Genomic DNA, 25377 nt, shown 5'->3' with positions numbered 1-25377 from the left:
GGGCCAGGTGAGCACGGCAGAAGGGCTCAGTGGTCGGCGGCGCGGCGCAGCCGCCGGTGCTCGGCGGTGACCACGCCGAGCAGCGCCAGGTCGAGCGCGACCGCGGAGACCGCGCCGAACTGGTTGACAGTGAAGTTGAAGACCTGCCCGAACAGCAGGTCGACCAGGAGAGCCAGCTTGAACAGGCGGAACGCCTCGGTCCGGTCCCGGCGTAGCAGCCAGGCGGCGCGCAGGCTGAGCACGGCGGTGACCAGCGCGGTGGCGGTCACGCCGAGCACCGCGCCCCACTCCCGTTCCTGGTCCAGCGCGCCGGTCACGCCGTCGAGGACCACCGCCACCACGGTCACCACCGGCTCCACCACCAGCCAGACCACCACCGGCCAGACCAGCCAGCGCCGGCCCACCGCCCAGGCGGCGAGGCGTCGGGCCCACTCCGCGCCGCGCTGCCAGAGGTGCACCGGCGGCGGTTCCCGCCGGGGCACCGCGTCCAGCAACTGGACGAGGGCCGCCTCGGTGGCCGGCCCGGTGCCCTGCACCAGGCGCAGCACGGCGATCCGGCGCCTGTCGGTCAGCCCGCCGGGGAGACCGCTGAGCACCAGGTCCAGCGCGTTGGCGGTGCGTTCGGCAGGCGTCAGGCGGGCCCGGCCGGTGCGCCCGCGTACCGCCTGGGTGAGCAGGACGAGCAGGGCGAACGCGACGTAGATGATGGCCGCGGCGGGCGCGTAGAAGTAGTCGGTGCGGGCGGTGACGAACTTGCCGACCTCGTCGATGAAGAGCCCGAACCCGACGCCGCCGACCACCGCGCCGGCGGTGCGCGGCCCGCCACCGAGGAACACCAGCGCGATGCCCAGGCCGACGACGAGCAGCAGGCCACCCCAGAGCACGTGCGCGATGTGCAGCCCGCCGCCGCCGAGCTGCGGATAGTTGGTGGCCTGGAGGTACGCCCGGACGGCCAGCACGGTGACCACGCCGGAGAGCACGAACGCCTGGAGGTAGGCGGCGGCGTCGATCGCCCGGGTCGGCAGCCGACGGGCCAGCCGATGGGGTGACCGCATGCTCCGAAACCTAGTAGCCGCGCCACTCCTCGCGGGCGTACTCCAGCACCCTGGGCTGCAACAGGGTGGAGGCGGGCACGTCCACCCGGCCCCGGTCGGCGGGGAACGTGGCGGCGGCGGCGAGCACCGCCGGGGTGAGGAAGCGCAGCGGCGGCGCGTCGGCCGGCAGGGCCAGCTCGGGCGCGGTGCCGCCGGGCGCGGCGAGCACGAACCCCCAGTCGCCGAAGCTCGGCACGTCGACGTGGTAGGGCACGGTGGCGAAGCCCGCCTCGCGGACCGACCGCTCGATCGACCAGTACGACCGGGGCGCGAAGTAGGGCGATCCGGACTGCACCACCAGCCGCCCGCCCGGGGCCAGCACCGGCCGGACGAGCGCGTAGAACTCGACCGTGTAGAGCTTCGCGGTGGCCGTCTCGTCCGGGTCGGGCAGGTCGGCGATCACCACGTCGAAGCGTTGCGTGGCGGTCCGCAGCCAGCCGAACGCGTCCAGGTTGAGCACCCGTACCCGGGGGTCGGTGAGCGACCGGCGGTTGAGGTCCCGCAGTTGTGGCTCGCTGCGGGCCAGCGCCACCACGGCCGGGTCGAGGTCGACGAGCGTCACCGAGCGCACGTCCGGATACTTCAGGATCTCCCGCGCGGCCAGCCCGTCGCCGGCGCCGAGCACCAGCACGTCGCCGTGCGGCCCGCGCATGGCCGGATGCACCAGCGCCTCGTGGTAGCGGTACTCGTCGACGGAGCTGAACTGGAGGTCGCCGTTGAGGAAGAGCCGCAGGTCGGTGTCGGTGTGGCCGACCTCCCGCACCGAGCGGGTCAGCACGATCTCCTGGTAGCGGCTGCGCTCGGCGTGCACCACCGGATCGCGGTAGAGCTGCTGCCGGGCGGTCACCTCGAAGTCGTGGGCGGTCACCCAGGCGTACCCGAGCAGGAGCGCGACCACGACGGAGCCGGCGCCGAGCCCGACCCGCGCCCGGCGGCTCAGCTCGTCGCGGAACACCGTGAAGACCAGCACCACCCCGGCGACGGCGTTCACCGCGCCGACCACCAGCGCGCCCTTGAGCTGGCCGAAGATCGGCATCAGCAGGAACGGGAAGGCCAGCCCGCCGAGCAGCGCGCCGACGTAGTCGGCGGCGAACAGGTCGGCCACCGCGCTGCCGGCGGACTGCTCCCGGATGCGTTGCAGCATCACCATCAGCAGCGGGATCTCCGCGCCGATCAGCAGGCCGAGCACGAACGCGGTGCCGACCAGCGCCGGGCCGTAGAGGTCGAGCCAGGCGAACGCGGCGTAGAGGCCGAGCACGGAGAGGCCGCCGAGCAGCGCCAGCGTCAGCTCGATCGCGGCGAACGCGGGCGCCGCCCGGGACTGCAACGGCTTCGCGACCAGCGCACCGACGCCCATCGCGAAGACCATCACGCCGAGCACGATCGACGCCTGCCCGACCGCGTCGCCGATCAGGTAGCTGCCGAGCGCGACCAGCGCCAGCTCGTACACCAGGCCGCAGGCCGCGCAGACGAAGACCGCGAGCAGGACCGCCGCGCGGGCCGCGCGCCACCGCGGCCGCGCGGGCACGTCGACGGTCACGCTCCCTCCCGGGTACGCCCGGCGGGTCCCGCCCCGGCGCGCTGCGCGGACACCGGTCCCCGGGGCTGCCGGTTCCGCTGTCGCACGCCCACGGTGATGAACAGCGCGGCAACCAGCAGCAGGCCGACGGCGGTGAACAGCCAGCCCTTGCGGTCCCGCAGCAGGTCGTTGCCGGCACTCGGCAGCGGGGCCGGCGTGCCGGTCGGCGTCGCGGCGGTGGGGGCGGGGGCGGCCTCGGCGAGCCCGACCTCGGCGGCGAGCAGCGGCAGCACCGTCGTCGCCCGGGTGATCGCCCAGCCGGGCTCGTCGACGAAGGCGTCCTCGTCCAGCCCGAACCGGCTCAGCCCGGACGCGATCGGGTAGAGGTCGGCCTTCTCGATGTCGGCGGAGCCGTCGACGCCGATCCTCGCCGAGTCCTGCACCTCGCTGCTGGGGAGGGTGTAGTGGACGACCGCGGAGACCTCGATCCAGCGCGGGCAGCGCGGATCGTCCCGCATCGACGTCCCGTCACCCAGGTTGGAGCCGACGCTGATCTCGGTGTTCCGGTCGGACAGCCGCCAGCCGTAGCAGATGCCCTGGCCCTCGAACGCGGATGCCAGCAGCGGCACGGTGGCGGTCCGCTGCTCGGTCGTCGGTGCGGGCACGTCGGTGCTGTCGCCGCCGTTGGCGATGCCGATTCCGCAGGGCACGCCGATGAACAGCAGGACGACGCCGATCCAGACCAGCGTCGTGTTGCGCTTGTCCTTCGCCTTCGCGGCGGCGGCCTCTCCGGTCATCAACTGATGGCGGCGGCGATGATCGCGCCGGTGGCGACGTGCACGGTGGCGGAGATCCAGACCGCCGGGTGCGGGTCCGGGTCCACCAGCAGCTCGCCGAGCTTGCCGGGGGTGGCCACGTCGAGCAGGACGAACGCCGCCGCCATGAGCACCAGACCGAGGAACCCGTACGCGGCGGCGCCGACCAGCCCGAGCATGAAGTCGTCGTCACTGGCCACGATCGCGGCGACCACGACGGTGCCGACGCCGACCAGGTTGGAGGCGAGCAGCAGCGTGGCGTTGCGGTTGCGCTCGGCCCAGATCAGCTCGTGGAGCTTGCCGGGGGTGGCCAGGTCGACCAGCAGGTAGCCGACGGCCATCAGGACCACGCCGACCACGCCGTAGGCGAGGGTGACCAGCAGGTCGGTGACGAGATGCTGCACAGGGACTCCAGGGTGAGGGGGTCGGACGGGCTACTTGCCGGCACCGGGGCCGCCGCCCCGGACGGTGCTGCCTCGGCCCCAGCCCCAGCTGTTGCCGACGACGCCGTGGTACCGGGGGTACGCGGTGGACATTCGCTCCAGCAGGATCACCGAGCCGACGGCGAGCGGGAGGATCACCACCGAGTCGTCGTCGTAGCGCAGGTAGACGCCGCTGCCGTCGACGTACTGGTCGGCCGGCTGCCAGGTGTCGGTGATCTCCTTCGAGACCTGGCTGGGCGACCGGTTCGAGGTGTACGCGACGGCCTGCGAGCCGATGTCCCGCCCGGACGCCCGGGAGTAGTGGTCCTGCACGTAGCCGCGCGGCGAGAAGTTGCCGTAGAAGATCGCGAAACCGGCGATCAGGGCGCCGACGACGGCGACCGCCACGCCCACCACGAACCACCGTCGGTACGTCACAGCTCTTCCACCACCGTCTCGGTCAGGACCAGCTCGTTGGTCTGGGGGTAGGCGTGCCAGGTGCGCCAGGCCACCAGGCCGCCCGGCGGGTCGGGTCGGACGGCGAGCGCGGTGACCGCGTCCTCGTCGCCGGGAAACACCCCGACCAGGGCGAACGGGTCATCGGCCAGTTCGGCGCGGAGCGCCGCGACGCGGGTGCGCAGGCCGTCGCCGGCCGGCCGGAGCACCGTGGCGGTGAACCGGTAGCCGGCGGTCACGTCGTGCAGCGCGTCCGGCAGGTGCGGCCGGCGGCCCGGCAGGCAGGCGACCGTCTCGGTCAGCGCGCCGGCGACGACCTGGTGGGAGGCGCCGAGCAGGCGCAGCCGAAGCCGTGTCCCGCCGGGCAGGTCGAGGTCGCGGACGGCCAGCGCCGGCAGCTCCGGGCCGCCGAGGGTCAGGCTCAGGTCGGCGGCGCGACTGTCGACGTACGGGGTCCGAAGGGCGACGAGCACGCTCACTTCACCTGGTCCGGGCCGCCCTGCGGGTAGATCATCACCTCGGCGCGGCGCAGCTCCTCACCGAGGTTCACCTCCCAGCCGGCCTCGCCGTACGCCTCGAACGACAGCCGGGCCCCACCGGGTGCCTGGTAGTCGTGGTAGCGCATGGTGCCGCGCGGGTCGAGACCGGTGCCCTCGGTCGCGGTGTACCGGGCCTGGCCGGACTCGTCCCAGTTGTAGCGGCGGCCGGCGATCTCCAGCGTCGGGGCGCCCGGCGTCACGGTGGCTCCCGGCTCACTGGCCCAGAGCACCATCTCCAGGTCCGGCTCCGCCTCGACGGAGAGCCAGCGCTTCACCCCGCCGGCGTCGTCGAGCAGGTGTTCCGCCCAGCTCCAACCGCCCTCGACCAGGTGCACCGAGCCGCGCACGGTGTAGGGCACCTGGCGGATCTCGACGATGTCACCGGGCTTGAGCGCGCGCGGGTCGCCGCGCAGCGCGTCCGCGTCGGAGTCCCGGAACGGGTCACCGGGTGCCGCCTTCTCCCGTGGCGCCGAGCGGGACCTGCGCAGCGCGATCACGGCGATCACCACGCCGGCCACCCCCAGCAGGCACCCCAGCGTGGCCACCACGTACGCCACCGAACCGTTCATGACCGCCTCCCCCCAACCTGCATTGGCGGAGACGGTAACAACCCCGCGCACCTCGACCGAAGCGTCGTTCGCTGAGTGTGCGATCAGCTACGGGGTGCCGCCGCCGAGCCGGTCGGCGGCGTACTCACGCAGCGTCGTGCGGCCCATCACGCAGCCGTGGAACGTGGTGAACTCGCCGTCGTCGTCGCGCAGCCGCGCCCAGGCGTCCCGCCCGGCAGCCGGGTCCACGGTCTCCAGCAGCGTCGCCGCGTACGCCTTCCCGGCCGGCGAGCCCTTCTTGAGCAGCTTGTCGACCTTCTTCCGGGCCGCCTCCGGGTGTTCGCGCAGCGCCTGCTCCGCCCGTCGGTACGCCTCGGTCGCGGGCAGGATCTGTCCCGCAAAGCCGACCCCACCGAAGGCCAGCGTGTCCGCCCCGTCGAGTTCCCGCACGGCCTGGTCCAGTTCCCGCTCCCACGTCCCGCTCATACCCCACTATGTGCCCACCCCACCCCCTCCTCACCCCTACCAACACCCCGCCCTCCCCCCGCCCTCGCCCCGCCCTCGCCCCGCCCTCGCCCCGTTGATCAAGGAGTTTGCGTCGGCCCGGGGCGCGGCGGGTGACGCAAACTCCTTGATCAACGGGGAGGCGGGGGCGGGGAGGCGGGCAGGCGGGCAGGCGGGCAGGGTGAAGGCCCGGCCGGAGGCCGGGCCTTCACGGGAGGGCAGGTCAGGCGGGGGTGACGGTCAGGGCGTCCTTGGTGTCGGCGAGGTCGACCCGGACCGTGTCGCCGTCGCGGATCTCGCCGGCCAGGAGCGCCTTGGCGAGACGGTCGCCGATCGCCGACTGGACCAGGCGGCGCAGCGGGCGCGCGCCGTAGATCGGGTCGTACCCGTGCTCGGCCAGCCAGGTGCGGGCCGCGTCGGTGACGTCCATGCCCAGCCGGCGGTCCGCCAGCCGGCGCCGCAGCCGGTCGAGCTGGATGTCGACGATGGCCCGCAGGTCCTCGCCCTGGAGCGCGGCGAACACCACGATGTCGTCGAGGCGGTTGAGGAACTCCGGCTTGAAGTGCGACCGGACCACCGCGAGCACGCCCTCCCGGCGCTCCTCCTCGCGGAGCGTGAGGTCGCTGATCACCGACGACCCCAGGTTCGAGGTGAGGATCAGGATGGCGTTGCGGAAGTCCACCGTGCGGCCCTGGCCGTCGGTGAGCCGGCCGTCGTCGAGCACCTGGAGCAGGATGTCGAAGACGTCCGGGTGGGCCTTCTCCACCTCGTCCAGCAGGATCACCGAGTACGGCCGGCGGCGCACCGCCTCGGTGAGCTGGCCGCCCTCCTCGTACCCGACGTAGCCGGGCGGGGCGCCGACCAGCCGGGCCACCGAGTGCTTCTCGCCGTACTCGCTCATGTCGATGCGGACCATCGCCCGCTCGTCGTCGAAGAGGAACTCGGCGAGCGCCTTGGCCAGCTCGGTCTTGCCGACGCCGGTCGGGCCGAGGAACAGGAAGCTGCCGGTCGGGCGGTCCGGGTCGGCGACGCCGGCCCGGGCGCGGCGGACCGCGTCGGAGACCGCGCCGACCGCCTCGGCCTGACCGACCACGCGGGAGCCCAGCGACTCCTCCATCCGCAGCAGCTTGGCGGTCTCGCCCTCCAGCAGCCGGCCGGCGGGGATGCCGGTCCAGGAGGCGACCACGGCGGCGATGTCGTCCGCGCCGACCTCCTCCTTGAGCATCGCGCCGTCGGCCTGGAGCCGGGCCAGCTCCTCCTCGGCCTGCTTCAGCTCGCCCTTGAGCGCGGGGATCCGGCCGTAGCGCAGCTCGGCGGCGCGTTCCAGCTCGCCGTCCCGTTCGGCCCGCTCGGCCTCGCCGCCGAGCCGCTCCAACTCCTCCTTGGCGGTGGAGAGCTTGGTGATGTGGCTCTTCTCGGTCTGCCAGCGCTCGGAGAGCGCGGTGAGCTGCTCGCGCTTGTCGGCCAGCTCCTTGCGCAGCCGCTCCAGGCGCTCGGCGGAGGCGGCGTCGGGCTCCTTGGCCAGCGCCATCTCCTCGATCTCGAGCCGGCGCACCGCCCGCTCGATCTCGTCCACCTCGACCGGGCGTGAGTCGATCTCCATGCGCAGTCGGGACGCCGACTCGTCGACCAGGTCGATCGCCTTGTCCGGCAGGAACCGGTCGGTGATGTAGCGGTCGGAGAGCGCGGCGGCGGCGACCAGCGCGGCGTCGGTGATGCGTACGCCGTGGTGCACCTCGTAGCGCTCCTTGAGCCCGCGCAGGATGCCGATGGTGTCCTCGATGGTGGGCTCGCCGACCAGCACCGGCTGGAAGCGGCGCTCCAGCGCCGGGTCCTTCTCGATGTGCTCGCGGTACTCGTCGAGCGTGGTCGCGCCGACCATCCGCAGCTCGCCGCGGGCCAGCATCGGCTTGAGCATGTTGCCGGCGTCCATCGAGCCCTCGCCCTTGCCGGCGCCGACCACGGTGTGCAGCTCGTCGAGGAACGTGATGACCTGCCCGTCGGAGTTCTTGATCTCCTCCAGCACGGACTTGAGCCGCTCCTCGAACTGACCCCGGTACTGCGCGCCGGCCACCATCGCGCCGAGGTCGAGCGAGACCAGCTTCTTGTCCCGCAGCGACTCGGGTACGTCACCGGCGACGATCCGCTGGGCGAGGCCCTCGACGATGGCGGTCTTGCCGACGCCCGGCTCGCCGATCAGCACCGGGTTGTTCTTGGTACGCCGGGACAGCACCTGGATCACGCGGCGGATCTCCGAGTCCCGGCCGATCACCGGGTCGATCTTGCCGTCGCGGGCGCTGGCGGTGAGGTCGACGCCGTACTTGGCCAGCGCCTGGTAGGTCTGCTCCGGGTCGGCGGTGGTGACCCGACGGTCCCCGCCCCGGACGGTCGGGAACGCGGCGACCAGGTTCTCCTCGGTGGCGCCGGCGTTCTTCAGCGCGACCGAGACCGCGCCGCCGACCCGGGCCAGCCCGGCCAGCAGGTGCTCGGTGGAGGTGTACTCGTCGCCGAGCGGCCGGGCGATCTGCTCGGCGGCGCCGATGGCGTTGACGAACTCGCGGGCCAGCGTCGGCTCGGCGAGGCTGGACCCGCGCGCGGCGGGCAGCGCGTCGACCGAGCGCTGGGCGACCCGGCGCAGCTCGGCGGGGTCGGCGCCGACGGCGCGCAGCAGGCCCGCAGCGGTCGATCCGTCGGTGTCCAGCAGGGCCAGCAGCAGGTGCCAGGGCTCCACGGTGGCGTGACCGCGCTGGTTCGCCAGCGCGACGGCACCGGTGATGGTCTCGCGGCTCTTGGTGGTGAGGCGTTCCGTGTTCATGGGCTCCCCCGGGATCGGCGTGTCCACTGGGAACGACACAACCAGAGTTGAGTCTATTCCGCTCAACTCCTGCCATGTGACCTGAGTCACCATCTCCGGCCGGGGGGATGTGCGGTGCAGGGCGTCACGTGGTCGGCGCGCAGCACGCAACGCCGGCCACCGTCGAGCTTGCGGTCGCAGAACACCCAGTGGCGTACGCCCTGGTCGTCCTCGGCCGAGACGGTGATCCCGCCCAACTCGACCACGGCGAGGAAGCCCAACGACCGGCCGGCCGTGCGGCCGAGCATCTTGGCCCGGACCAGGTCGGCCGCCCGCACCGGCAGATGGATCACATATCGCCCGGTCATCGTGTTTCCCTTCCTTCGGGGTTACGGAGACGAGCGGGAGCCGGCACGGCTGGCCGCGCGACCAGCCGTGCCGACCACGAACCGCCAACCGGGAGGCCGGTTGCCTACCAGGCATTTCGCCGATGGCGTCCGCACCGACAACATACAATGCAAAGCATTGCATGACAACGGGTGAGTATGGTTACCACGCAAAGTGTTGGCCGGCGGGTGGCACTCGTGGGAAGATCTTGGGGCCTACCAGGAGTCGCCGCCATGCCCCGAGTTTCGGACCGCCAGAGAATCGCGCAGGACATCAGGGACAAGATCGCCTCGGGCGAGTACGCCCCGGGCGACAAGCTGCCCTCGCTGCGCGAGCTGATCGCCCACTATCAGGTCTCCGCGGAGCCGGTCCGCTCGGCGCTGCTGATCCTCCAGGCCGAAGGGCTGGTCGAGGGGCACCAGGGCAAGGGCACCTATGTCACCTCCCGCGACAACGGCTCCTGAGTCCACGAACATCGGGGTTGGCGCGGCCTCGGGAGCAGCATGTGCCCGGCAGAGGTAGCCTCACCGGCGTGCGAGTACGTGTCGAACAGACCGCCTTACCGGGAATCGGCGTACGTCATGACCTCATGACGGAATCCGGCCGCCGGCTCGGCGTGGTCTCCCATCGCAATGGCCGCCGCGACCTGGTCCTCTACGACCCGGACGATCCCGACTCCTGCCAGCACGACATACCGCTGACCGACGACGAGGCGGAGGCGCTGGCCGACATCCTCGGCGCGTCGCTGATGCTGGGTCAGCTCTCCGGGCTGCGCGAGCAGGCCGCCGGGCTGCTGACCGAGCAGATCGTGATCCCGGCCGGCTCGAAGTACGTCGGCCGGCGGCTCGGCGACACCAAGGCCCGCACCCGGACCAGCGCGTCCATCGTGGCTGTGCTGCGTCAGGGCGAGGTGAACGTCTCGCCCGACCCCACCTTCCGGTTCGAATCCGGCGACGTGGTCGTCGTGGTCGGCACCCGACAGGGGCTCGACGGCGTCACATCCATCCTCGCCGAGACCGATCCGGACGGCTGACGCGTATGCACGAAACCACCATCCTGCTCATCGAGGTCGGTGCGCTGCTGCTGCTGCTCGGCCTGCTCGGTCGCCTGAGCCGTCGCGTCGGCGTCTCGCCCATCCCGCTCTACCTGCTCGCCGGTCTCGCCTTCGGGCACGGCGGCCTGCTGCCGCTCAACGCCAGCGAGGAGTTCTTCGCGGTCGGCGCGGAGATCGGCGTGATCCTGCTGCTGGTCATGCTCGGCCTGGAATACAGCGCGAACGAGCTGGTGGGCAACCTCCGCTCGGCGGCGCCGGCCGGCCTGATCGACGCGGTGTTCAACGCGCTGCCCGGTTTCGCCTTCGCGTTGCTGCTCGGCTGGGGCTGGGTCGCCGCCGTGGTGCTGGCCGGCGTCACCTGGGTGTCGTCCTCCGGCGTGATCGCCAAGGTGCTCGGCGACCTGGGCCGGGTCGGTAACCGGGAGACGCCGGTGATCCTCTCCGTCCTCGTGATCGAGGACCTGGCGATGGCGCTCTACCTGCCGCTGGTCACCGCGCTGCTCGCCGGCGTCGGCCTGATGAAGGGCGGCATCGCGCTCGCCGTCGCGGTGCTCACCGTGGTCGTCGTGCTGGCCGTGGCGATCCGGTACGGGCACCTGATCTCCACCGCGCTCTCCGCCAAGGATCCGGAGGCGCTGCTGCTCGGCGTGCTCGGTCTGACCCTGCTGGTCGCCGGCCTCGCGGCGAAGCTCCAGGTCTCCGCAGCGGTCGGCGCGTTCCTGGTCGGCATCGCGTTGTCCGGGCCGGTCGCGCACCACGCCACCGAGCTGCTCTCGCCGCTGCGGGACCTCTTCGCCGCGGTCTTCTTCGTGTTCTTCGGGCTGGTCACCAACCCGCTGGACATGCCACCGGTGCTGCTGCCCGCGCTGCTGCTGGCCGTGGTGACCATGGCGACGAAGGTGGCCACCGGCTACCTGGCGGCCCGCCGGGCCGGGATCGCCGAGCCCGGGCGCTGGCGGGCCGGGCTGGCGCTCACCCCGCGGGGCGAGTTCTCCATCGTCATCGCCGGGCTGGCCGTGGCCGCCGTCTACCCGGTGGAGCCGAAGCTGGCCGCGCTCGCCACCGCGTACGTGCTGATCACTGTGGTGACCGGTCCGCTGCTCGCCCGGTTGACGGACACGCCCTGGTTCAAGCAGTGGCTACGACGTCGCGCCGCCGCCGCCCGGCCCGCGGCCACCGTGCCGGTGGGCGACTGACCTCGGCCGGGCCTGATCGGCTGCTCAGCCGGTCCGGCCCGGCCAAGGGTTGTCAAATTGATTCCGGGAAGGTCTACCACTGCTCCGCCGAACCGCGTTACCGTGTCGCCCCAGCAGCCAGGGTCCGCGGGTGGCCGGTGCCCCCGCCAGCGTCAGCGGAAGGTCGGCCGGTGAGCGTGCAGGAAGAGACGTTCCACGGCTTCGCCAACCCGGTCGATCCCTCGCCCGCCGAGCTGCGGGCCTGGGCGTACCAGCCGGACTCGGTGCCGCTGACCTCCATGCCGCCGGACTGGGACCTGCTGGTCGCCGGTGACCACCTGGTGCAGACGCTGTTCGACCTGGCCATGGACCGATCCTGTCCGGCCCGCCGGTTCACCCTGCACTGCCTCTACATCTACGCCGCCGACGGCATCCGGACGAACTTCCGCGCGCACCCGAAACGCCGCTTCCGCAAGCTGGTCGAGCAGGCCGAACGGGCCGGCGACGACCTGATGCGCAACTGGGCGCACAACAGCCGGGTGTTGCTGGCCCGCCCGGATCTCTTCGTCTACCGCGACTGGTGCGAGGGCGGCCTGGTCCGCGAGAACCGCCGTCTCTGACTCCGCCCGCCAGTTGAGATCTTGGAAGGCAGCGGCCCCTGGAGGGGCACTTTCCTTCCAAGATCTCTCCGACTCCGACTCCGACTCCGACTCCGGCGAACGGGCCGGGACCCCCCGTGGGTCCCGGCCCGCACGTCGACGGATCGGTCAGGTCGATCCACCCTGCTTCTTGCGCCGTTCGTCGTCCCTGGCGCGGTCCACACCGTGGTCGGTCTGGTCGGCGAAGCGCCCTTCCTTGACCTTGTCGCTGAAGCGGCCCTCGGTCACCCGGTCGAATCGCTCCTTGACGTTCTCGGCCACCTTCTCCAGGCGTTCCTCCGCGCGTTCCGCCACTTTCTTCGCCGGTTCCGCCATGGCTCCCCCCGCCAGCCCGGATTCCGTTTCAGGGCTTTTATCCCTGATCGGAAGCCTAGTGGAATCCACTCCGCCGCACTCCCACTTCCGCAACCTCCGGCCGGCCGGCACCGGTGGAACACCATGGGTCTCTCCGCGGCCCGGAGACACCCATGGCGTTCCACCCACTTGCTCTGCAGCCATGGGGGCAACGGGGGAGACGACGGGAGGCCGGCAACGGCCCCGAGCACAGTGGGGTCGTTGCCGGCCTTCGGACGAGCGCGCGCGGTGGGCGTCAGCGGTCGGGGGTACGGCGGGGACGCCAGACCACGAGCGCCGTGGAGGTGCGGTTGGTGGGCACCAGGTCGCCGCGCGGGAACCCACCGAGCGACTCCAGCTCGGCGATCCGCCGGTACGCGGCGTCGAGCTCCGCCTCCAGCCGGGCCACCCGCTGCTGCGCCTCCTCCAGGAGCCGCTCCAGCCCGATGATCCGCTTGACCCCGGCCAGGTTGATCCCGTCGTCCTGGCTGAGCCGTTGCACCTCGCGGAGCAGCACCACGTCCCGGACGCTGTACCGGCGACCGCCGCCGGCTGCCCGGCCGGCCTGCACCAGGCCCAGCCGGTCGTACTGGCGCAGAGTCTGGGGGTGCATGCCCGCCATCCGCGCGGCCACCGAGATCATCAGGATCTTGGCTTCGTAGGCCGGGTCACCCGAGCCGACGTACTCCTCCGACATGCCCGCTCACCTCCGCTGCCGCCGTCAACTGAATCGACGTACCCGCGCGTCGAGATGTTCCCGCGCGGCGGGCGGAGTCTGCGCCGCGAAGGTCTCCAGCGCCGCCCGCGCCTCGTCCGACACCTTCGCCGGGACCACCACGTCGAGCGTGACCAGCAGGTCACCGGCGCGGCCGTCATTGCGGACGACGCCCTTGCCACGGGCCCGCAGCACCCGCCCGGCGGGCGTACCCGGTGGCACCCGCAACGTCACCGTGCCGTCCAGGGTCGGCACCCGCAGGTCGGTGCCGAGCACCGCCTCGGCGTACGTGATCGGGACGTTCAAGGTCAGGTCGTCCCCGGTGCGCCCGAACAGCTCGTCCGGGCGGACCTTCACGTGCACGAACAGGTCGCCCGCCGGGCCGCCCCGCTCGCCGGGTTCACCGCGGCCGGCCAGTCGGATCCGCTGCCCGTCAGCCACTCCGGCCGGGAAGCGCACGTTCAGCGTGCGGGTCTTGGTGACCCCGCCGGTGCCGTGGCACTCCGGGCACTTCTCCTCCACGATCGTGCCCACGCCCTGGCAGTTGCGGCACGGCTCGGAGAAGCTGAACGACCCCTGGTTGCGGGTGGTCACGCCGGCGCCGTGGCAGACCGGGCAGGCCACCGGCGTGGTGCCCGGCTTCGCGCCGTTGCCGTGGCAGGTGTCGCAGACCCCGGGGGCGCGCAGGGACAGCGGCAGCGTGACACCGCGGACCGCGTCGGAGAAGTCCAGCGCCACCTCGGCCTCGACGTCCCGGCCCCGGGCCGGACCGCGCGGACGGCCCCCGCCGCCGGCACCGCCACCGGAGAAGATGGTGCTGAACAGGTCGGTGAAACCGCCGCCGCCGAACCGGGCGTCGCCACCCCCACCGGCGCCGCCGCCGAACAGGTCGGAGACGTCGAACGGCGCGCCACCGGGCTGGCCCGCGCCGCGGGCGCCGCGCCGGAACGCGCCCGAGCCGAACAGCGACCGCATCTCGTCGTACTCGCGACGCTTCTTCTCGTCGCCGAGCACCGCGTACGCCTCGGAGACGGTCTTGAACCGCTCCTCGGCCCCGGCGTCACCGGGGTTGTGGTCCGGATGCGACTCCCGGGCCAGTTTTCGGTACGACTTCTTGATCTCGTCCGAGGAGGCGGACTTGTCCACGCCCAACGCGGCGTAGTAGTCCTTCTCGATCCAGTCCTTGGAACTCACCGGTCCACCCCCTTCCACGGGTCGAACCCCGGTCGTCCCGCCCGCCCGGTGGGGGCGGGCGGGACGTCACGGGTCGGCACTACTCCGGGTCCGCGACCGCGACCAGGGCCGGCCGCAGCAGGCGCTCGCCGAGCTGGTAGCCCCGGCGCATGACCTGCACGCAGGTCGGCTCGGTCACGTCGGCGGAGGTCTGGTGCGCCACCGCCTCGTGCCGGGTCGGGTCGAACGGGTCGCCCTGCTCGCCGAACGCGGTCAGGCCGAACTTGCCCAGCGCGGCGGTGAGCTGGTCGGCCACGCTGCCGAACGGGCCCACCAGGTCGCCGTGCTCGCGGGCCCGGTCCAGGTCGTCGAGGATCGGCAGCAGCGCGGTGAGCACTCCGCCGGTCGCCTGCTCCTGGACCAGGTTGCGATCGCGGTCGACCCGCTTGCGGTAGTTGGCGTACTCGGCCGACACCCGTTGGAGGTCGCGGGTGCGCTCCTCCAGGTCGGAGCGGAGCGACTCCAGCTCGGCGCCGAGCGGCGCCTTGCCGGTCTCGTCGCTCGGCTCGGCCGGCGCGTCGACCACGGGGGGCCCGGAGACCTCGGCCTCGCCGCCGATCCCGTCGACCACGACCTCGGCCTCCTCGACCAGCCCTTCGGCGGGCGCGTCGGCGGCGGCATCGGCGGCCGACGGGTCGTTCGCCGGCTCCTCGGTCACCTTGCCGAGCTTGCGCTTGTCGCGGATGACGACCCGCGGCTCGTCGCCGGCGTCCTTGCCGGTGCCCGCGGAGCCACCCGGCGCCGACCCGGTGGAACCCGGGTCGGCCGCTCGTGGCGTGTCCGTCATGCGGTTACCTCATCCCTGTGCGGTGCGGATCGTGCCCGGGGACCGACTGTCACTTCTTGTCCTCGTCCACGATCTCCGCGTCGACCACGTCGTCGGCGCCGCCGGCCTGCGGGCCGCCGGCCGCACCCGCGCCGGCACCCGGCCCGGCCGCACCGGCGCCGGGAGCACCCGGCTCACCCTCCTGCTGCTGCGCGTAGAGCAGCGAGCCGGCCTGCTGGGAGACCTGCGCCAGCTTCTCGTGCGCGGTCTTGATCTTGTCGATGTCCTGCCCGCCGAGGGCGCTGCGCAGCTCGCCGAGCGCCTCGTTGAGCTGGTCCCGGTTCTCCGCCGGCAGCTTGTCGCCGCTCTCGGCGAGGAACTTCTCGGTCTGCCACTGGAGCGCCTCGGCGACGTTACGGGTCTCCGCCTCCTCGCGGCGGCGCTTGTCCTCGTCGGCGTGCTCCTCGGCGTCCCGGCGCATGCGCTCGATGTCGTCCTTCGGCAGCGAGGAGCCGCCGGTGATCGTCATCTTCTGCTCCTTGCCGGTGCCCAGGTCCTTGGCGTGCACGTTGACGATGCCGTTGGCGTCGATGTCGAACGTGACCTCGATCTGCGGCACACCGCGCGGCGCCGGCGGGAGGCCGGTCAGCTCGAACGTGCCGAGCTTCTTGTTGTAGGCAGCGATCTCCCGCTCGCCCTGGAACACCTGGATCAGCACCGACGGCTGGTTGTCGTCGGCAGTGGTGAAGACCTCGGAGCGCTTGGTCGGGATGGTGGTGTTGCGCTCGATGAGCTTGGTGAAGATGCCACCCTTGGTCTCGATGCCCAGGCTCAGCGGCGTCACGTCGAGCAGCAGGACGTCCTTGACCTCGCCCTTGAGCACGCCGGCCTGGAGCGCGGCGCCGACGGCGACGACCTCGTCCGGGTTGACGCCCTTGTTCGGGTCGCGGCCGGTGAGCTGCTTGACCAGGTCGGTGACGGCCGGCATCCGGGTCGAGCCGCCGACCAGGATGACGTGGTCGACGTCGGAGACCTTGATCCCGGCGTCCTTGACGGCCTGCTCGAACGGGCCCTTGCAGCGGTCCAGCAGGTCCTGCGTCATGCGCTGGAACTCGGCGCGGCTCAGCGTCACGTCGAGGTGCAGCGGGCCGGCCGAGCCAGCGGTGATGTAGGGCAGGTTGATGTTGCTGGTGGTGGCCGCGGACAGCTCGATCTTGGCCTTCTCGGCCGCTTCCTTGAGCCGCTGCATGGCCATCTTGTCCTGCGAGAGGTCGATGCCGTGCTCGCCCCGGAACGTCTTCACCAGGTGGTCGATGATCCGCTGGTCCCAGTCGTCGCCGCCGAGCTGGTTGTCACCGCTCGTCGACTTCACCTCGACGACGCCCTCGGCCAGCTCCAGCAGCGACACGTCGAACGTGCCGCCACCGAGGTCGAAGACCAGGACGGTCTGCTCCTTGGAGCCCTTGTCCAGGCCGTACGCCAGGGCGGCCGCGGTCGGCTCGTTCACGATCCGCAGCACGTTGAAGCCGGCGATCTCACCGGCCTCCTTGGTGGCCTGGCGCTGCCCGTCGTTGAAGTAGGCCGGGACGGTGATCACCGCGTCGGCGATCTGCTCGCCCAGGTACGCCTCGGCGTCCCGCTTGAGCTTCATCAGCGTCCGCGCGGAGATCTCCTGCGGGGTGTACTTCTTGCCGTCGATGTCGACGGTCCAGTTGGTGCCGATCTCCCGCTTGACCGAGCGGATGGTCCGGTCGGGGTTGGTCACCGCCTGGCGCTTGGCGACCTCACCGACGAGCACCTCGCCGTTGCGGGCGAACGCGACGATCGAGGGAGTCGTACGCGAGCCCTCGGCGTTGGCGATGACGGTGGGCTCACCGCCCTCGAGAACGCTGACGCAGGAGTTCGTCGTGCCGAGGTCGATGCCGACCGCACGTGCCATGTTCGCTTCCTCGCTTCATAACGGGTGAGCAGGTCAGTTGGCCTGCCCGGCGGGGTCGCCCGGAAGCGCCCGCGCCACAAGTTGAGTGAACTTGACTCAATAGTGCCACGCGATCGGCAAACCGCAAGTCGAGGTTGAGTCGACTCGACGCAACCTGACCGTTATTACCGTCCGGTTGTCTTACCTTGCGTCGGTCGGGCACGCTTTAGCGGTGACGACGCATGGCGATTCCGCCACCCGTGCCGGCGCGCCCGCCGTCGCAGCCCGCACCGGAACCCCCAACGGCGAAAACCAGCCCGCCGAGGCCACGGCGGGCCTGTCCGCCGCGCTCACCGGCCTGCGGGCCGCGATCGACGCGGCTCGCTTCCCCCTCGCCCTGCCCTCGGCCGAGTCGGCCCGGCACGCCGCCCGGGGTCTCACCGACCAGCTCGACGACTATCTGCTGCCGCGGCTGGCCCGACTCGACGCCCCACTGCTCGTGGTGGTCGGCGGCTCGACCGGTGCCGGCAAGTCGACGCTGGTCAACAGCCTGGTGCAGGCGCGGGTCAGCGCGGCCGGGGTGCTCCGGCCCACCACCCGTTCCCCGGTACTGGTCTGCAATCCGGCCGACGCGGCCTGGTTCCGCCAGGGTGAGCTGCTGCCGGGCCTGACCCGCACCACCGAGCCGAGCGAGCACCCGGGCACCCTGCAACTGGTCACCGCCCCGGCGCTCCCGCCCGGCCTGGCCTTCCTCGACGCCCCCGACATCGACTCGGTGGTCGACGCCAACCGGGCGCTCGCCGGGCAACTGCTCGCCGCCGCCGACCTGTGGCTGTTCGTCACCACCGCCGCCCGTTACGCCGACGCCGTCCCCTGGGAGCTGCTGCGCAGCGCCCGGGCCCGGGGCACCGCCGTCGCGATGGTGCTCGACCGGGTCCCGCCCGAGGCCGCCGACGAGATCGCCGCCCACCTGTCCGAGATGCTGGCCTCGCAGGACCTGGGCGCCGCGCCGCTGTTCGTGCTGCCGGAGACGTGGGTGGACGGGCAGGGGCTGCTGCCGGACCGGATGACCGCGCCGCTGAGCGGGTGGTTCGCCCGGCTCGCCGGCGACGCGGAGGCCCGCTCGGCGGTGGTCCGGCAGACGCTCGACGGCGCGCTGGCCGCCCTGCATCCTGTGGTCGAGACGCTGGCCGACGCCGCCGACGAGCAGGTGGCCGCCACCGAGGCGCTGGACGAACGGGTCCGGGCCGCCTACCGGGGCGCGGAGCGCACCGTCGACCAGGGCCTCCGGGACGGCCGGATGCTCCGGGGCGAGGTGCTGGCCCGCTGGCAGGAGTTCGTCGGCACCGGTGAGTTCTTCCGCAGCCTGGAGGCGCGCATCGGCCGACTGCGCGACCGGATGGTCGCGGCGGTCACCGGACGACCCGCCCCGGCGGCGGAGCTGCGGACCGCGATCGAGTCCCAACTTGTCACGCTGCTGCGCGGGGTGGCCGCCGAGGCGGCGGAGAACGCGTACACCGGTTGGAAGGCGCACCCGGCCGGCGCGGCGCTGCTCGAACCGGAGCTGGCGTACGCGTCGGCCGACCTGCCGGCGCGCGGCGAGCAACTGGTCCGCGACTGGCAGCGCGCGGTGCTGGAGCTGGTGCGCGTCGAGGGCGGCGACCGGCGGTTCGTGGCCCGCACGGCCGCGTACGCGGTAAACGCCACCGGCCTGGCCGTCATGATCGGCGTCTTCGCCTCCACGGCGTTCATCCCGACCGGGCTGGAGGTCGCCGCCGGCACCGGCACCGCGGTCGCCGGGCAGACCGTGCTCCAGGCCATCTTCGGCGACCAAGCGGTGCGCAACCTGTCCCGCAAGGCGCGGGTGGACCTGCTCGACCGGGTCGGCGCGCTGATGGCCGAGGAGGCCGCCCGCTTCCTGGCCCGCACCGAGGCCGCCCGCCCGGCCACCGACGCCGGCGAGGCGCTGCGCCGGGCCGCGGAGACGGTCGAGCGGGCCCGGCACCGCAGCGGCCTGTCCAGTGCCGACGCCGCGTTGCCCACCGCCACCGACCAGGACGGACGCCGCCCGTGAGCGCGAGGAGTGAGCCGGGTTTGCGAGCCCCGCAGTCGCGAACAAGGACGGCATCATGACGAACATCGTGGGACGGATGCGCGAGGCGTTCCGGCCCGACCAGCGGGTCGACCCGGACGTCCTGATCGCGCGCCTGCAGGCGGTCCAGCGGTTCCTCGGCGCGGTGGACGGCCAGGTGCCGGACGCCCAACTGGTGGCCGCGCACACCGTGGTCGAGCGGGCCGGCGACCGGCTCGCCCTCTCCGGCCGCCACACCGTGGTCGCGCTCGCCGGTGCCACCGGCAGCGGGAAGTCGAGCCTGTTCAACGCGCTGGCCCGGATGGACCTCTCCCCGGTCGGGGTGCGTCGGCCGACCACCGGTGTGGCCCACGCCTGCGTGTGGGGCCCGCTCGACGGCGCGGTACGGCTGCTCGACTGGGTCGGGGTGCTGCCCCGGCACCGGTTCGTCCGGGAGAGCCCGTTGGACGGCGACGACGAGTCCAACCTGCACGGTCTCGTCCTGCTGGACCTGCCCGACTTCGACTCGGTGCAGCACCACCACCGGCTGGAGGTCGACCGGCTGCTCGGCCTGGTCGACCTGGTGGTCTGGGTGGTCGACCCGCAGAAGTACGCCGACCGCGTGATCCACACCAGCTACCTGCGCGAGTTCCACCGGCACAAGGACGTGACAGTGGTGGTGCTCAACCAGGCCGACCGGTTGCACCCGACCGAGCTGCCCACGGTCCTGGACGACCTGCGTCGGCTGCTCGACGCCGACGGGCTGGGCGGGGTGCCGCTGCTGCCCACCGTGGCCACGGACCCGGCCGGGCTGGCCGGGCTGCGGGCCGAGTTGGAGAAGACGGTCGCCGAACGGCAGGCCGCGCTGCGCCGGCTCTCCGGCGACGTGGACGCCGTGGTGACCGACCTCGAACCGCTGGTCGGGCCGGAGCCGCCGCGCACCCGGCCGGGCGACGCCTCGGCCCAGGAGCTCACCCGGGCGCTGGCCGGCGCGGCCGGCGTGCCGACCGTGGCGGAGGCGGTCCAGGGCGCGTACCGGCACCGGGCGGTGGGCAGCACCGGCTGGCCGCTGGTGCGGAGCTGGCGGAAGCTGCGGCCGGACCCGCTGCGCCGGCTGCACCTGCCGGGGCGGGACCCGGACGCGCCGGCCGAGAGCCTGATCTCGGCCACCTCCGTACCCGATCCGACCGCCGCGCAGCGCTCGGCGCTGAACCTCGCGATCCGGGCGGTGGCCGACCGGTCCGGCGCCGACCTGCCGGCGCCGTGGCCGACCGCGGTGACCGCCGCGGCCCGGTCCCGGCTGGCCGACCTGCCGGGCGCGCTGGACCACGCGGTCGCCGCCACCGACCTCGGCATGGACCGGCGGCCGGCCTGGTGGCGGGTGGTCGGCGGGATCCAGTGGCTGGTCACCCTCGCGGCGGTGGGCGGCCTGGTCTGGCTGCTCCTGGGGTACGCGCTGCGCTTCCTCGGCCTGCCACCGTTGGAATATCCGAGGCTCGGCGAGGTGCCCTGGCCCACCGTGCTGCTGCTCGGCGGCCTGCTGGCCGGGTTGCTGGTCGCGGCGTTGACCCGGCCGGTGGTCGGGTGGGCCGCCCGGCGGGCCCGCAGCCAGGCCGAGCAGCGCCTGCTCACCTCGGTCGGCAGTGTCGGCGAGAAGTACGTGCTGGACCCGGTCTGGGCGTTGCTGGCGCGCTACGGCGCGGCACGGGACGCACTGCGTGAGGCGGGCCGGCGCTGAACCGGGCGCGCTGACCGGTGTGATGGCCGTCGACGCGGCGTAGGGTCGACGCATGGCCACGCCACAGACCCCCTACGACGCGGTGCTGCACGCCGCGCGCGACGTGACGAGGCTCGACTCCGCCCTGGACGCGGAGATGCTCGGCGCCGCGTTGCTGGGCAGCGTCTACGCCGTCGCGGAGCACGACCGCGAGCACGCCGTCCGCGAGTTCGTGGCCGGCTTCCTCGCCGCCACGTCGCGCCGGCGCAGTGCCGCCGCGACCACCATCCGCGCCGTCTTCGCCGCCCTGGTGCCGGACGCCGAGGGCGCCGCCCGGGTCCGGCCCGGCAGGTACGCCCCGGCGTGGGCCGGCCAGCTCGGCCGGGTGCGCCTCACCGGCACCTGGGCGTACGGCGACGTGTACGGCGACCAGACCTCCTACCTGGCCACGTTCGCCTACGAGGACGAGGAGCAGGGCGGGCCGGAGCACGCCCTGGTGGCCCTGGTCGACCACAACATCGGCATCACCAAGGACGTGTTCGTCGGCGGCCCGGCGGCCCGGATCGTCGAGCAGGCCCGGGAGATCTGCACCGAGGACGAGTTGACCTGGTTCCGTACCGAGGATCCGGCCCGGATGCACGCGGAGGTGAGCCGCCACCTGGCGGTCACCGACGACCTCGGCGAGCTGCCCGCCCAGGGTTCGCTCGCCACCGACCGGGCCCTGGTGGGCGCCCGCCTGGCGGCCCTGCCGGGGCCGACGCCGCCGGCCGGGCCGACGGTCGTGCCGCCGGCCACCGACGAGGAGCGGACCCGGCTGGTACGCGCCTTCCTCGACTCGCCCGAGGCCGCCCGCTTCGGCCTGCCCGAGGTGGCCGACGGCGAGCTGGCCTCGCTGCACTTCTGCCTGGGTCTGCTGCTGGATCACGCGGCGAGCTTCCCGGACGCCGACCCGATGCGGTGGAGCCCGATGGTCGCCGAGCTGTTCCTGCTCGACTGGGTGCACCGGCGCGCGGTGCTGGACATGGACGACGCCGCGATGCTGCCCCGGGTGCTGCGTGCCTGGGCGGCATACGCGGCCCGGCAGCGCGGGCTGGCGCAGCCCGCGGCCGCCCGGACGGACGAGGCGATCACCGAGATGGTGCCCGAGTTCGCCCGGCTCTACAGCACCGGTGAGCGGCGCAGTCCGGCCACCGCGGCGGTGGCGCAGCTGATGGCGGACGGTGTGGACCCGGACGACCCGGAGGCGCTTGACGCCTGGATCGAGGCTAACCGGCACCGCCTCACCGACGACCCCGCCTGAGCCCTTCCGGCTCGCCGCTCGGCGACGGCCCCTGGCTCGGCTCCGACGTGGGTCCGGAGGTCGGCTCGAACGTCGGCTCGGAGGTCGGCTCGAACGTCGGCTCGGAGGTCGGGCCGGGCGTGGGCGCGGAGGAGGTGGTGGTCGGCTCGGGCACCGGGTCCGGCTCCTGGGTCACCGGGTCGGACGCCGAGGGCGTGGGCGAGGGCACCGGCGACGGCCGCGGCGGCCGGACCGGTGTGGGCCGGGGCGGTACGGGCGGGGCCGCCGGCGCGGTGGCCGGCCGGGACCGGTGCGCGGAGCCGAGGTCGCTGCCGTCGGGCACGGCCGGGGCGGCCGGGAGCACCGGTCGCGGCGGTGCGGTGGTGGTGGCGTCGATCGCGGGCGTGCGGGCCGGGAGCGTCGGGGCCTGGGTGGTCCAGGGCAGCGGGACGACCACCGGCCCGACCGAGGGCGTCGGGATGAACGGGGTGCCGGCGTCGGGGAGGGCGCTGTTTCCCACGGTCGCCGAACCGGTGCTGATCGCGGCCAGGATCGGCATCGACGCGGTGCCGGCGAGCAGCGCCACGGTCAGCAGGTAGCCCCGGCTCGGGCCACCGGCGCCGGAGGCGCGGTGCGCGCCGACCACCCGCCGGTAGCGCGCGGTGGGCAGGGCCCGGTGGCGGCCGAGGAAGGGAGCACCGGGAGGACCCTCTGGCTCGGACACCGGCACACTCCTCGTTAGCGTCGACGGATCGGAAGAGCACACCCGGATATCCGGACAAAAGCCGCGTGAATGCTCACCGCCAGCTTGACCCAGTGACGCTCAGTTCACCAGTCGCGACCGCGTGTCGACACACATTTTGTCCGCCATCCCGGCACGGCCGCTCGGACAAAAGCGTCTATCCGTCGCGTATCCGATGGAAGCGCCCCGACGGGGGAGGCCATACTGTGGGCCCGCTCACCTCCTCTGCAATCATTCAGGCACGACGGCAACGCAGCCGCTACCTCCGCGCACCCCGCGGCTGGTGCGGAACGGCGCCGGCGCTCCCGGGCCTGGGTCCCCCGACGGACCCCGGCTCACGCCGCGCGGCAACCCTCACCGGGGCTAGGCGCGGTCGCCAGGGACCGACCCGGCAGCAGCCGGGCGGGCGCACGAGGTGCGCGGCTCGGGTCACCCCCGGCGGCGCAGACAGACAGGGAGAGACCGATGGCAAAGGGCGACCCCGGGGCCGCCACCCGCAGCAAGCGGGCCGCACCCCGTACCAGACGCGCCGCCGCGACCGGCGAACCGGAACTCGTACAGCTGCTCACGCCGGAAGGGGAGCGGATCGAGACCGCGCTCGGCCCGGACGGGACCGAGTACCGCGTCGACTTCACCGACGAGGAGTACCGCGGGCTCTACCGGGACCTCGTCCTGGTCCGCAAGCTCGACGCCGAGGCGACCGCCCTGCAACGCCAGGGCGAGCTGGGCCTGTGGGCCAGCCTGCTGGGCCAGGAGGCCGCGCAGGTGGGCTCCGGCCGGGCGCTGCGCGCGCAGGACATGGCGTTCCCGACCTACCGGGAGCACGGCGTCCTCTACTGCCGCGGCATCGACCCGATCATGCCGCTCGGCCTGTTCCGCGGCGTCGACCAGGGCGGATGGGATCCGAACGAGTTCAAGTTCAACATGTACACGATCGTCATCGGGGCGCAGACCCTGCACGCGACCGGGTACGCGATGGGCGTCGCCATGGACGGCAAGACCGGCGGCGAGGACGGCGAGGCGGTGATCGCCTACTTCGGCGACGGCGCCACCAGCCAGGGCGACGTCAACGAGTCGTTCGTCTGGGCCAGCGTGTTCAACGCCCCGCTGGTGTTCTTCTGCCAGAACAACCAGTACGCCATCTCCGAGCCGCTGGAGCGACAGACCCGCGTACCGCTCTACCGGCGGGCCGGCGGTTTCGGCTTCCCCGGCGTCCGGGTCGACGGCAACGACGTGCTCGCCTCGTACGCGGTGACCCGGCACGCGCTGGACACCGCGCGCAACGGCCAGGGCCCGTCCCTGATCGAGGCGTACACCTACCGGATGGGCGCGCACACCACCTCCGACGACCCGACGCGTTACCGGATCGCCAGCGAGGTCGAGGCCTGGCAGGCCAAGGACCCGATCGCCCGGATGAAGGCGTTCCTGCTCAAGCAGCAGATCGTCGACGAGTCGTTCTTCACCGAGATCGACGAGCAGGCCCGCGCCGAGTCGGTGCACCTGCGCGAGCGGGTGCTCAACATGCCCGACCCGCAGCCGGTCAGCATGTTCGACCACGTCTACCCGCACGGGTCTCCGGAGCTGGACGAGCAGCGGGCCCGGTTCTCGCAGTACATGGAGTCGTTCGAGGGGAGCGCCCACTGATGGCCACGGAGACGCTCACGCTCGGCAAGGCACTCAACACCGGTCTGCGACGGGCCCTGGAGAACGACCAGAAGGTCGTCATCATGGGCGAGGACGTCGGCAAGCTCGGCGGCGTGTTCCGGATCACCGACGGCCTCCAGAAGGACTTCGGCGACCAGCGGGTGATCGACACCCCGCTGGCCGAGTCCGGCATCATCGGCACCGCGGTCGGGCTGGCCATCCGCGGCTTCCGGCCGGTCTGCGAGATCCAGTTCGACGGCTTCGTCTACCCCGCGTACGACCAGATCGTGTCGCAGGTGGCGAAGATGCACTACCGCTCGCAGGGCAAGGTACGGATCCCGATGGTCATCCGGATCCCGTACGGCGGCGGCATCGGCGCGGTCGAGCACCACTCGGAGTCGCCCGAGGCATACTTCGCGCACACCGCCGGCCTGAAGGTGGTGACCTGCGCCAACCCGCAGGACGCGTACGTGATGATCCAGCAGGCCATCGCGTCGGACGACCCGATCGTCTTCCTGGAGCCGAAGCGGCGCTACTGGGAGAAGGGGCCGGTCGACGTGGACGCCCCGCTCGCCGACGCGTACCCGCTGCACACCGCGCGGGTCGTCCGGCCCGGCGCGGACGCCACCGTGCTGGCGTACGGCCCGATGGTGCGCACCGCGCTGGACGCCGCCACCGCCGCCGCCGAGGACGGCCGGGAGCTGGAGGTCATCGACCTGCGGACGCTCTCGCCGCTGGACCTGACCGCCGCGTACGAGTCGGTGAAGCGCACCGGCCGCTGCGTGGTCGTGCACGAGGCCCCGGGCAACCTGGGCCTCGGTTCGGAGATCGCGGCCCGGATCACCGAGGAGTGCTTCTACTCGCTGGAGTCCCCGGTGCTGCGGGTGACCGGCTTCGACATCCCCTACCCGGCCGCCCGGGTGGAGGAGGAGTACCTGCCCGACCTCGACCGGGTGCTCGACGCCGTCGACCGCACCTTCGGCTGGTGAGCGG

The 25377-nt window shown here is 72.9% G+C and carries 25 protein-coding genes; 9 read left to right on the top strand and 16 right to left on the bottom strand.

Annotation, left to right across the window (positions count from 1 at the left end; genetic code table 11):
• Positions 1-26: 26 nt before the first annotated feature.
• The 10 genes from ACH495_RS01530 to ACH495_RS01485 all read right to left on the bottom strand — a co-directional run bounded on the left by ACH495_RS01530 (position 27) and on the right by ACH495_RS01485 (position 9059).
• Positions 27-1025 (bottom strand): hypothetical protein, encoded by a 999-nt coding sequence (locus ACH495_RS01530; protein ID WP_396856492.1) that lies wholly within the window; start codon positions 1023-1025, stop codon positions 27-29.
• 40 nt (positions 1026-1065) lie between these two features.
• Positions 1066-2634: a polyamine aminopropyltransferase gene (locus ACH495_RS01525; RefSeq protein WP_396855815.1), complete on the bottom strand. Its 1569-nt coding sequence runs from the start codon at positions 2632-2634 to the stop codon at positions 1066-1068.
• A complete protein-coding gene (locus tag ACH495_RS01520) occupies positions 2631-3410 on the bottom strand; it encodes a hypothetical protein (protein WP_396855814.1) in 780 nt (259 codons plus the stop codon). The genes ACH495_RS01525 and ACH495_RS01520 overlap by 4 nt, the downstream gene beginning before the upstream one ends.
• Entirely contained in the window at positions 3410-3832 is a 423-nt protein-coding gene (locus ACH495_RS01515) for a DUF350 domain-containing protein (RefSeq protein ID WP_396855813.1), read from the bottom strand. Before ACH495_RS01515 ends, ACH495_RS01520 begins: the two co-directional genes overlap by 1 nt.
• Positions 3833-3862: 30 nt before the next feature.
• On the bottom strand, positions 3863-4288 hold the full coding sequence (locus tag ACH495_RS01510) for a DUF4247 domain-containing protein (protein ID WP_396855812.1): 426 nt from the start codon (positions 4286-4288) through the stop codon (positions 3863-3865).
• Positions 4285-4779, bottom strand: coding sequence for a DUF2617 family protein (locus tag ACH495_RS01505; RefSeq protein WP_396855811.1), 495 nt, complete (start codon positions 4777-4779; stop codon positions 4285-4287). Before ACH495_RS01505 ends, ACH495_RS01510 begins: the two co-directional genes overlap by 4 nt.
• Positions 4780-4781: 2 nt before the next feature.
• Positions 4782-5414 carry a DUF4178 domain-containing protein gene (locus tag ACH495_RS01500; RefSeq protein ID WP_396855810.1) on the bottom strand — a complete coding sequence of 211 codons (633 nt, stop codon included), beginning with the start codon at positions 5412-5414 and terminating at the stop codon, positions 4782-4784.
• 87 nt (positions 5415-5501) lie between these two features.
• Positions 5502-5879 carry a hypothetical protein gene (locus tag ACH495_RS01495; protein WP_396855809.1) on the bottom strand — a complete coding sequence of 126 codons (378 nt, stop codon included), beginning with the start codon at positions 5877-5879 and terminating at the stop codon, positions 5502-5504.
• Positions 5880-6120: 241 nt separating this feature from the next.
• Positions 6121-8712 carry an ATP-dependent chaperone ClpB gene (gene clpB, locus ACH495_RS01490; protein WP_396855808.1) on the bottom strand — a complete coding sequence of 864 codons (2592 nt, stop codon included), beginning with the start codon at positions 8710-8712 and terminating at the stop codon, positions 6121-6123.
• Between the two features lie 86 nt (positions 8713-8798).
• Positions 8799-9059 (bottom strand): hypothetical protein, encoded by a 261-nt coding sequence (locus tag ACH495_RS01485; protein ID WP_396855807.1) that lies wholly within the window; start codon positions 9057-9059, stop codon positions 8799-8801.
• A 252-nt stretch (positions 9060-9311) separates the two neighbouring features.
• Here ACH495_RS01485 and ACH495_RS01480 point away from each other — a divergent pair, with 252 nt between their 5' ends.
• The 4 genes from ACH495_RS01480 to ACH495_RS01465 all read left to right on the top strand — a co-directional run bounded on the left by ACH495_RS01480 (position 9312) and on the right by ACH495_RS01465 (position 11927).
• Positions 9312-9542, top strand: a complete 231-nt coding sequence (locus tag ACH495_RS01480; RefSeq protein ID WP_396855806.1) for a winged helix-turn-helix domain-containing protein — start codon at positions 9312-9314, stop codon at positions 9540-9542.
• A gap of 68 nt (positions 9543-9610) precedes the next feature.
• Positions 9611-10111 (top strand): cation:proton antiporter regulatory subunit, encoded by a 501-nt coding sequence (locus tag ACH495_RS01475; protein ID WP_107158231.1) that lies wholly within the window; start codon positions 9611-9613, stop codon positions 10109-10111.
• Positions 10112-10116: 5 nt separating this feature from the next.
• Complete coding sequence (locus ACH495_RS01470; protein WP_396855805.1) at positions 10117-11328, top strand: cation:proton antiporter; 1212 nt, start codon at positions 10117-10119, stop codon at positions 11326-11328.
• A gap of 170 nt (positions 11329-11498) precedes the next feature.
• Complete coding sequence (locus ACH495_RS01465) at positions 11499-11927, top strand: hypothetical protein (RefSeq protein WP_396855804.1); 429 nt, start codon at positions 11499-11501, stop codon at positions 11925-11927.
• A 147-nt stretch (positions 11928-12074) separates the two neighbouring features.
• Here the strand turns inward: ACH495_RS01465 and ACH495_RS01460 are convergent, their stop codons facing one another.
• From ACH495_RS01460 to dnaK, 5 genes are all read right to left on the bottom strand, one after another.
• Positions 12075-12281: a hypothetical protein gene (locus ACH495_RS01460; RefSeq protein WP_107158247.1), complete on the bottom strand. Its 207-nt coding sequence runs from the start codon at positions 12279-12281 to the stop codon at positions 12075-12077.
• A gap of 274 nt (positions 12282-12555) precedes the next feature.
• Positions 12556-12996, bottom strand: coding sequence for a heat shock protein transcriptional repressor HspR (locus tag ACH495_RS01455; protein ID WP_393515507.1), 441 nt, complete (start codon positions 12994-12996; stop codon positions 12556-12558).
• Between the two features lie 24 nt (positions 12997-13020).
• Positions 13021-14208 (bottom strand): molecular chaperone DnaJ, encoded by a 1188-nt coding sequence (gene dnaJ / locus ACH495_RS01450; RefSeq protein ID WP_396855803.1) that lies wholly within the window; start codon positions 14206-14208, stop codon positions 13021-13023.
• 79 nt (positions 14209-14287) lie between these two features.
• A complete protein-coding gene (grpE, locus tag ACH495_RS01445) occupies positions 14288-15034 on the bottom strand; it encodes a nucleotide exchange factor GrpE (RefSeq protein WP_396855802.1) in 747 nt (248 codons plus the stop codon).
• Between the two features lie 49 nt (positions 15035-15083).
• Complete coding sequence (dnaK, locus tag ACH495_RS01440) at positions 15084-16952, bottom strand: molecular chaperone DnaK (RefSeq protein WP_396855801.1); 1869 nt, start codon at positions 16950-16952, stop codon at positions 15084-15086.
• Between the two features lie 211 nt (positions 16953-17163).
• Here dnaK and ACH495_RS01435 point away from each other — a divergent pair, with 211 nt between their 5' ends.
• The 3 genes from ACH495_RS01435 to ACH495_RS01425 are packed head-to-tail and all read left to right on the top strand — an operon-like array spanning position 17164 to position 22019.
• On the top strand, positions 17164-19005 hold the full coding sequence (locus ACH495_RS01435) for an ABC transporter (RefSeq protein WP_396855800.1): 1842 nt from the start codon (positions 17164-17166) through the stop codon (positions 19003-19005).
• A 55-nt stretch (positions 19006-19060) separates the two neighbouring features.
• Positions 19061-20740: a GTPase gene (locus ACH495_RS01430; protein ID WP_396855799.1), complete on the top strand. Its 1680-nt coding sequence runs from the start codon at positions 19061-19063 to the stop codon at positions 20738-20740.
• A 52-nt stretch (positions 20741-20792) separates the two neighbouring features.
• Positions 20793-22019 carry a hypothetical protein gene (locus ACH495_RS01425; protein ID WP_396855798.1) on the top strand — a complete coding sequence of 409 codons (1227 nt, stop codon included), beginning with the start codon at positions 20793-20795 and terminating at the stop codon, positions 22017-22019.
• Here ACH495_RS01425 and ACH495_RS01420 read toward each other — a convergent pair.
• Complete coding sequence (locus ACH495_RS01420) at positions 22000-22722, bottom strand: hypothetical protein (protein ID WP_396855797.1); 723 nt, start codon at positions 22720-22722, stop codon at positions 22000-22002. The two genes, ACH495_RS01425 and ACH495_RS01420, sit on opposite strands and share 20 nt — an antisense overlap.
• Before the next feature lie 483 nt (positions 22723-23205).
• Between ACH495_RS01420 and pdhA the strand changes: the two genes are divergently transcribed.
• A complete protein-coding gene (pdhA, locus tag ACH495_RS01415; protein WP_396855796.1) occupies positions 23206-24384 on the top strand; it encodes a pyruvate dehydrogenase (acetyl-transferring) E1 component subunit alpha in 1179 nt (392 codons plus the stop codon).
• Positions 24384-25373, top strand: a complete 990-nt coding sequence (locus ACH495_RS01410; protein ID WP_396855795.1) for an alpha-ketoacid dehydrogenase subunit beta — start codon at positions 24384-24386, stop codon at positions 25371-25373. The genes pdhA and ACH495_RS01410 overlap by 1 nt, the downstream gene beginning before the upstream one ends.
• The last annotated feature ends 4 nt before the right edge of the window (positions 25374-25377 follow it).

The sequence above is a fragment of the Micromonospora sp. NPDC018662 genome, assembly GCF_044391475.1.
Lineage (GTDB): Bacteria > Actinomycetota > Actinomycetes > Mycobacteriales > Micromonosporaceae > Micromonospora.
The sequence above is the reverse complement of the archived record's forward strand: the minus strand, read 5'-3'. Positions and strand labels throughout refer to the sequence as shown.

What these genes read in the sequence shown, in the direction of transcription:
- clpB (WP_396855808.1), bottom strand. Translation starts at nt 8,712, where the DNA reads ATGAACACGGAACGCCTCACCACCAAGAGCCGCGAGACCATCACCGGT.
- ACH495_RS01430 (WP_396855799.1), top strand. Translation starts at nt 19,061, where the DNA reads ATGACGAACATCGTGGGACGGATGCGCGAGGCGTTCCGGCCCGACCAG.
- ACH495_RS01520 (WP_396855814.1), bottom strand. Translation starts at nt 3,410, where the DNA reads ATGACCGGAGAGGCCGCCGCCGCGAAGGCGAAGGACAAGCGCAACACG.
- ACH495_RS01455 (WP_393515507.1), bottom strand. Translation starts at nt 12,996, where the DNA reads ATGTCGGAGGAGTACGTCGGCTCGGGTGACCCGGCCTACGAAGCCAAG.
- ACH495_RS01410 (WP_396855795.1), top strand. Translation starts at nt 24,384, where the DNA reads ATGGCCACGGAGACGCTCACGCTCGGCAAGGCACTCAACACCGGTCTG.
- grpE (WP_396855802.1), bottom strand. Translation starts at nt 15,034, where the DNA reads ATGACGGACACGCCACGAGCGGCCGACCCGGGTTCCACCGGGTCGGCG.
- ACH495_RS01485 (WP_396855807.1), bottom strand. Translation starts at nt 9,059, where the DNA reads ATGACCGGGCGATATGTGATCCATCTGCCGGTGCGGGCGGCCGACCTG.
- ACH495_RS01500 (WP_396855810.1), bottom strand. Translation starts at nt 5,414, where the DNA reads ATGAACGGTTCGGTGGCGTACGTGGTGGCCACGCTGGGGTGCCTGCTG.
- pdhA (WP_396855796.1), top strand. Translation starts at nt 23,206, where the DNA reads ATGGCAAAGGGCGACCCCGGGGCCGCCACCCGCAGCAAGCGGGCCGCA.
- ACH495_RS01470 (WP_396855805.1), top strand. Translation starts at nt 10,117, where the DNA reads ATGCACGAAACCACCATCCTGCTCATCGAGGTCGGTGCGCTGCTGCTG.
- ACH495_RS01480 (WP_396855806.1), top strand. Translation starts at nt 9,312, where the DNA reads ATGCCCCGAGTTTCGGACCGCCAGAGAATCGCGCAGGACATCAGGGAC.
- ACH495_RS01425 (WP_396855798.1), top strand. Translation starts at nt 20,793, where the DNA reads ATGGCCACGCCACAGACCCCCTACGACGCGGTGCTGCACGCCGCGCGC.
- ACH495_RS01460 (WP_107158247.1), bottom strand. Translation starts at nt 12,281, where the DNA reads ATGGCGGAACCGGCGAAGAAAGTGGCGGAACGCGCGGAGGAACGCCTG.
- dnaK (WP_396855801.1), bottom strand. Translation starts at nt 16,952, where the DNA reads ATGGCACGTGCGGTCGGCATCGACCTCGGCACGACGAACTCCTGCGTC.
- ACH495_RS01495 (WP_396855809.1), bottom strand. Translation starts at nt 5,879, where the DNA reads ATGAGCGGGACGTGGGAGCGGGAACTGGACCAGGCCGTGCGGGAACTC.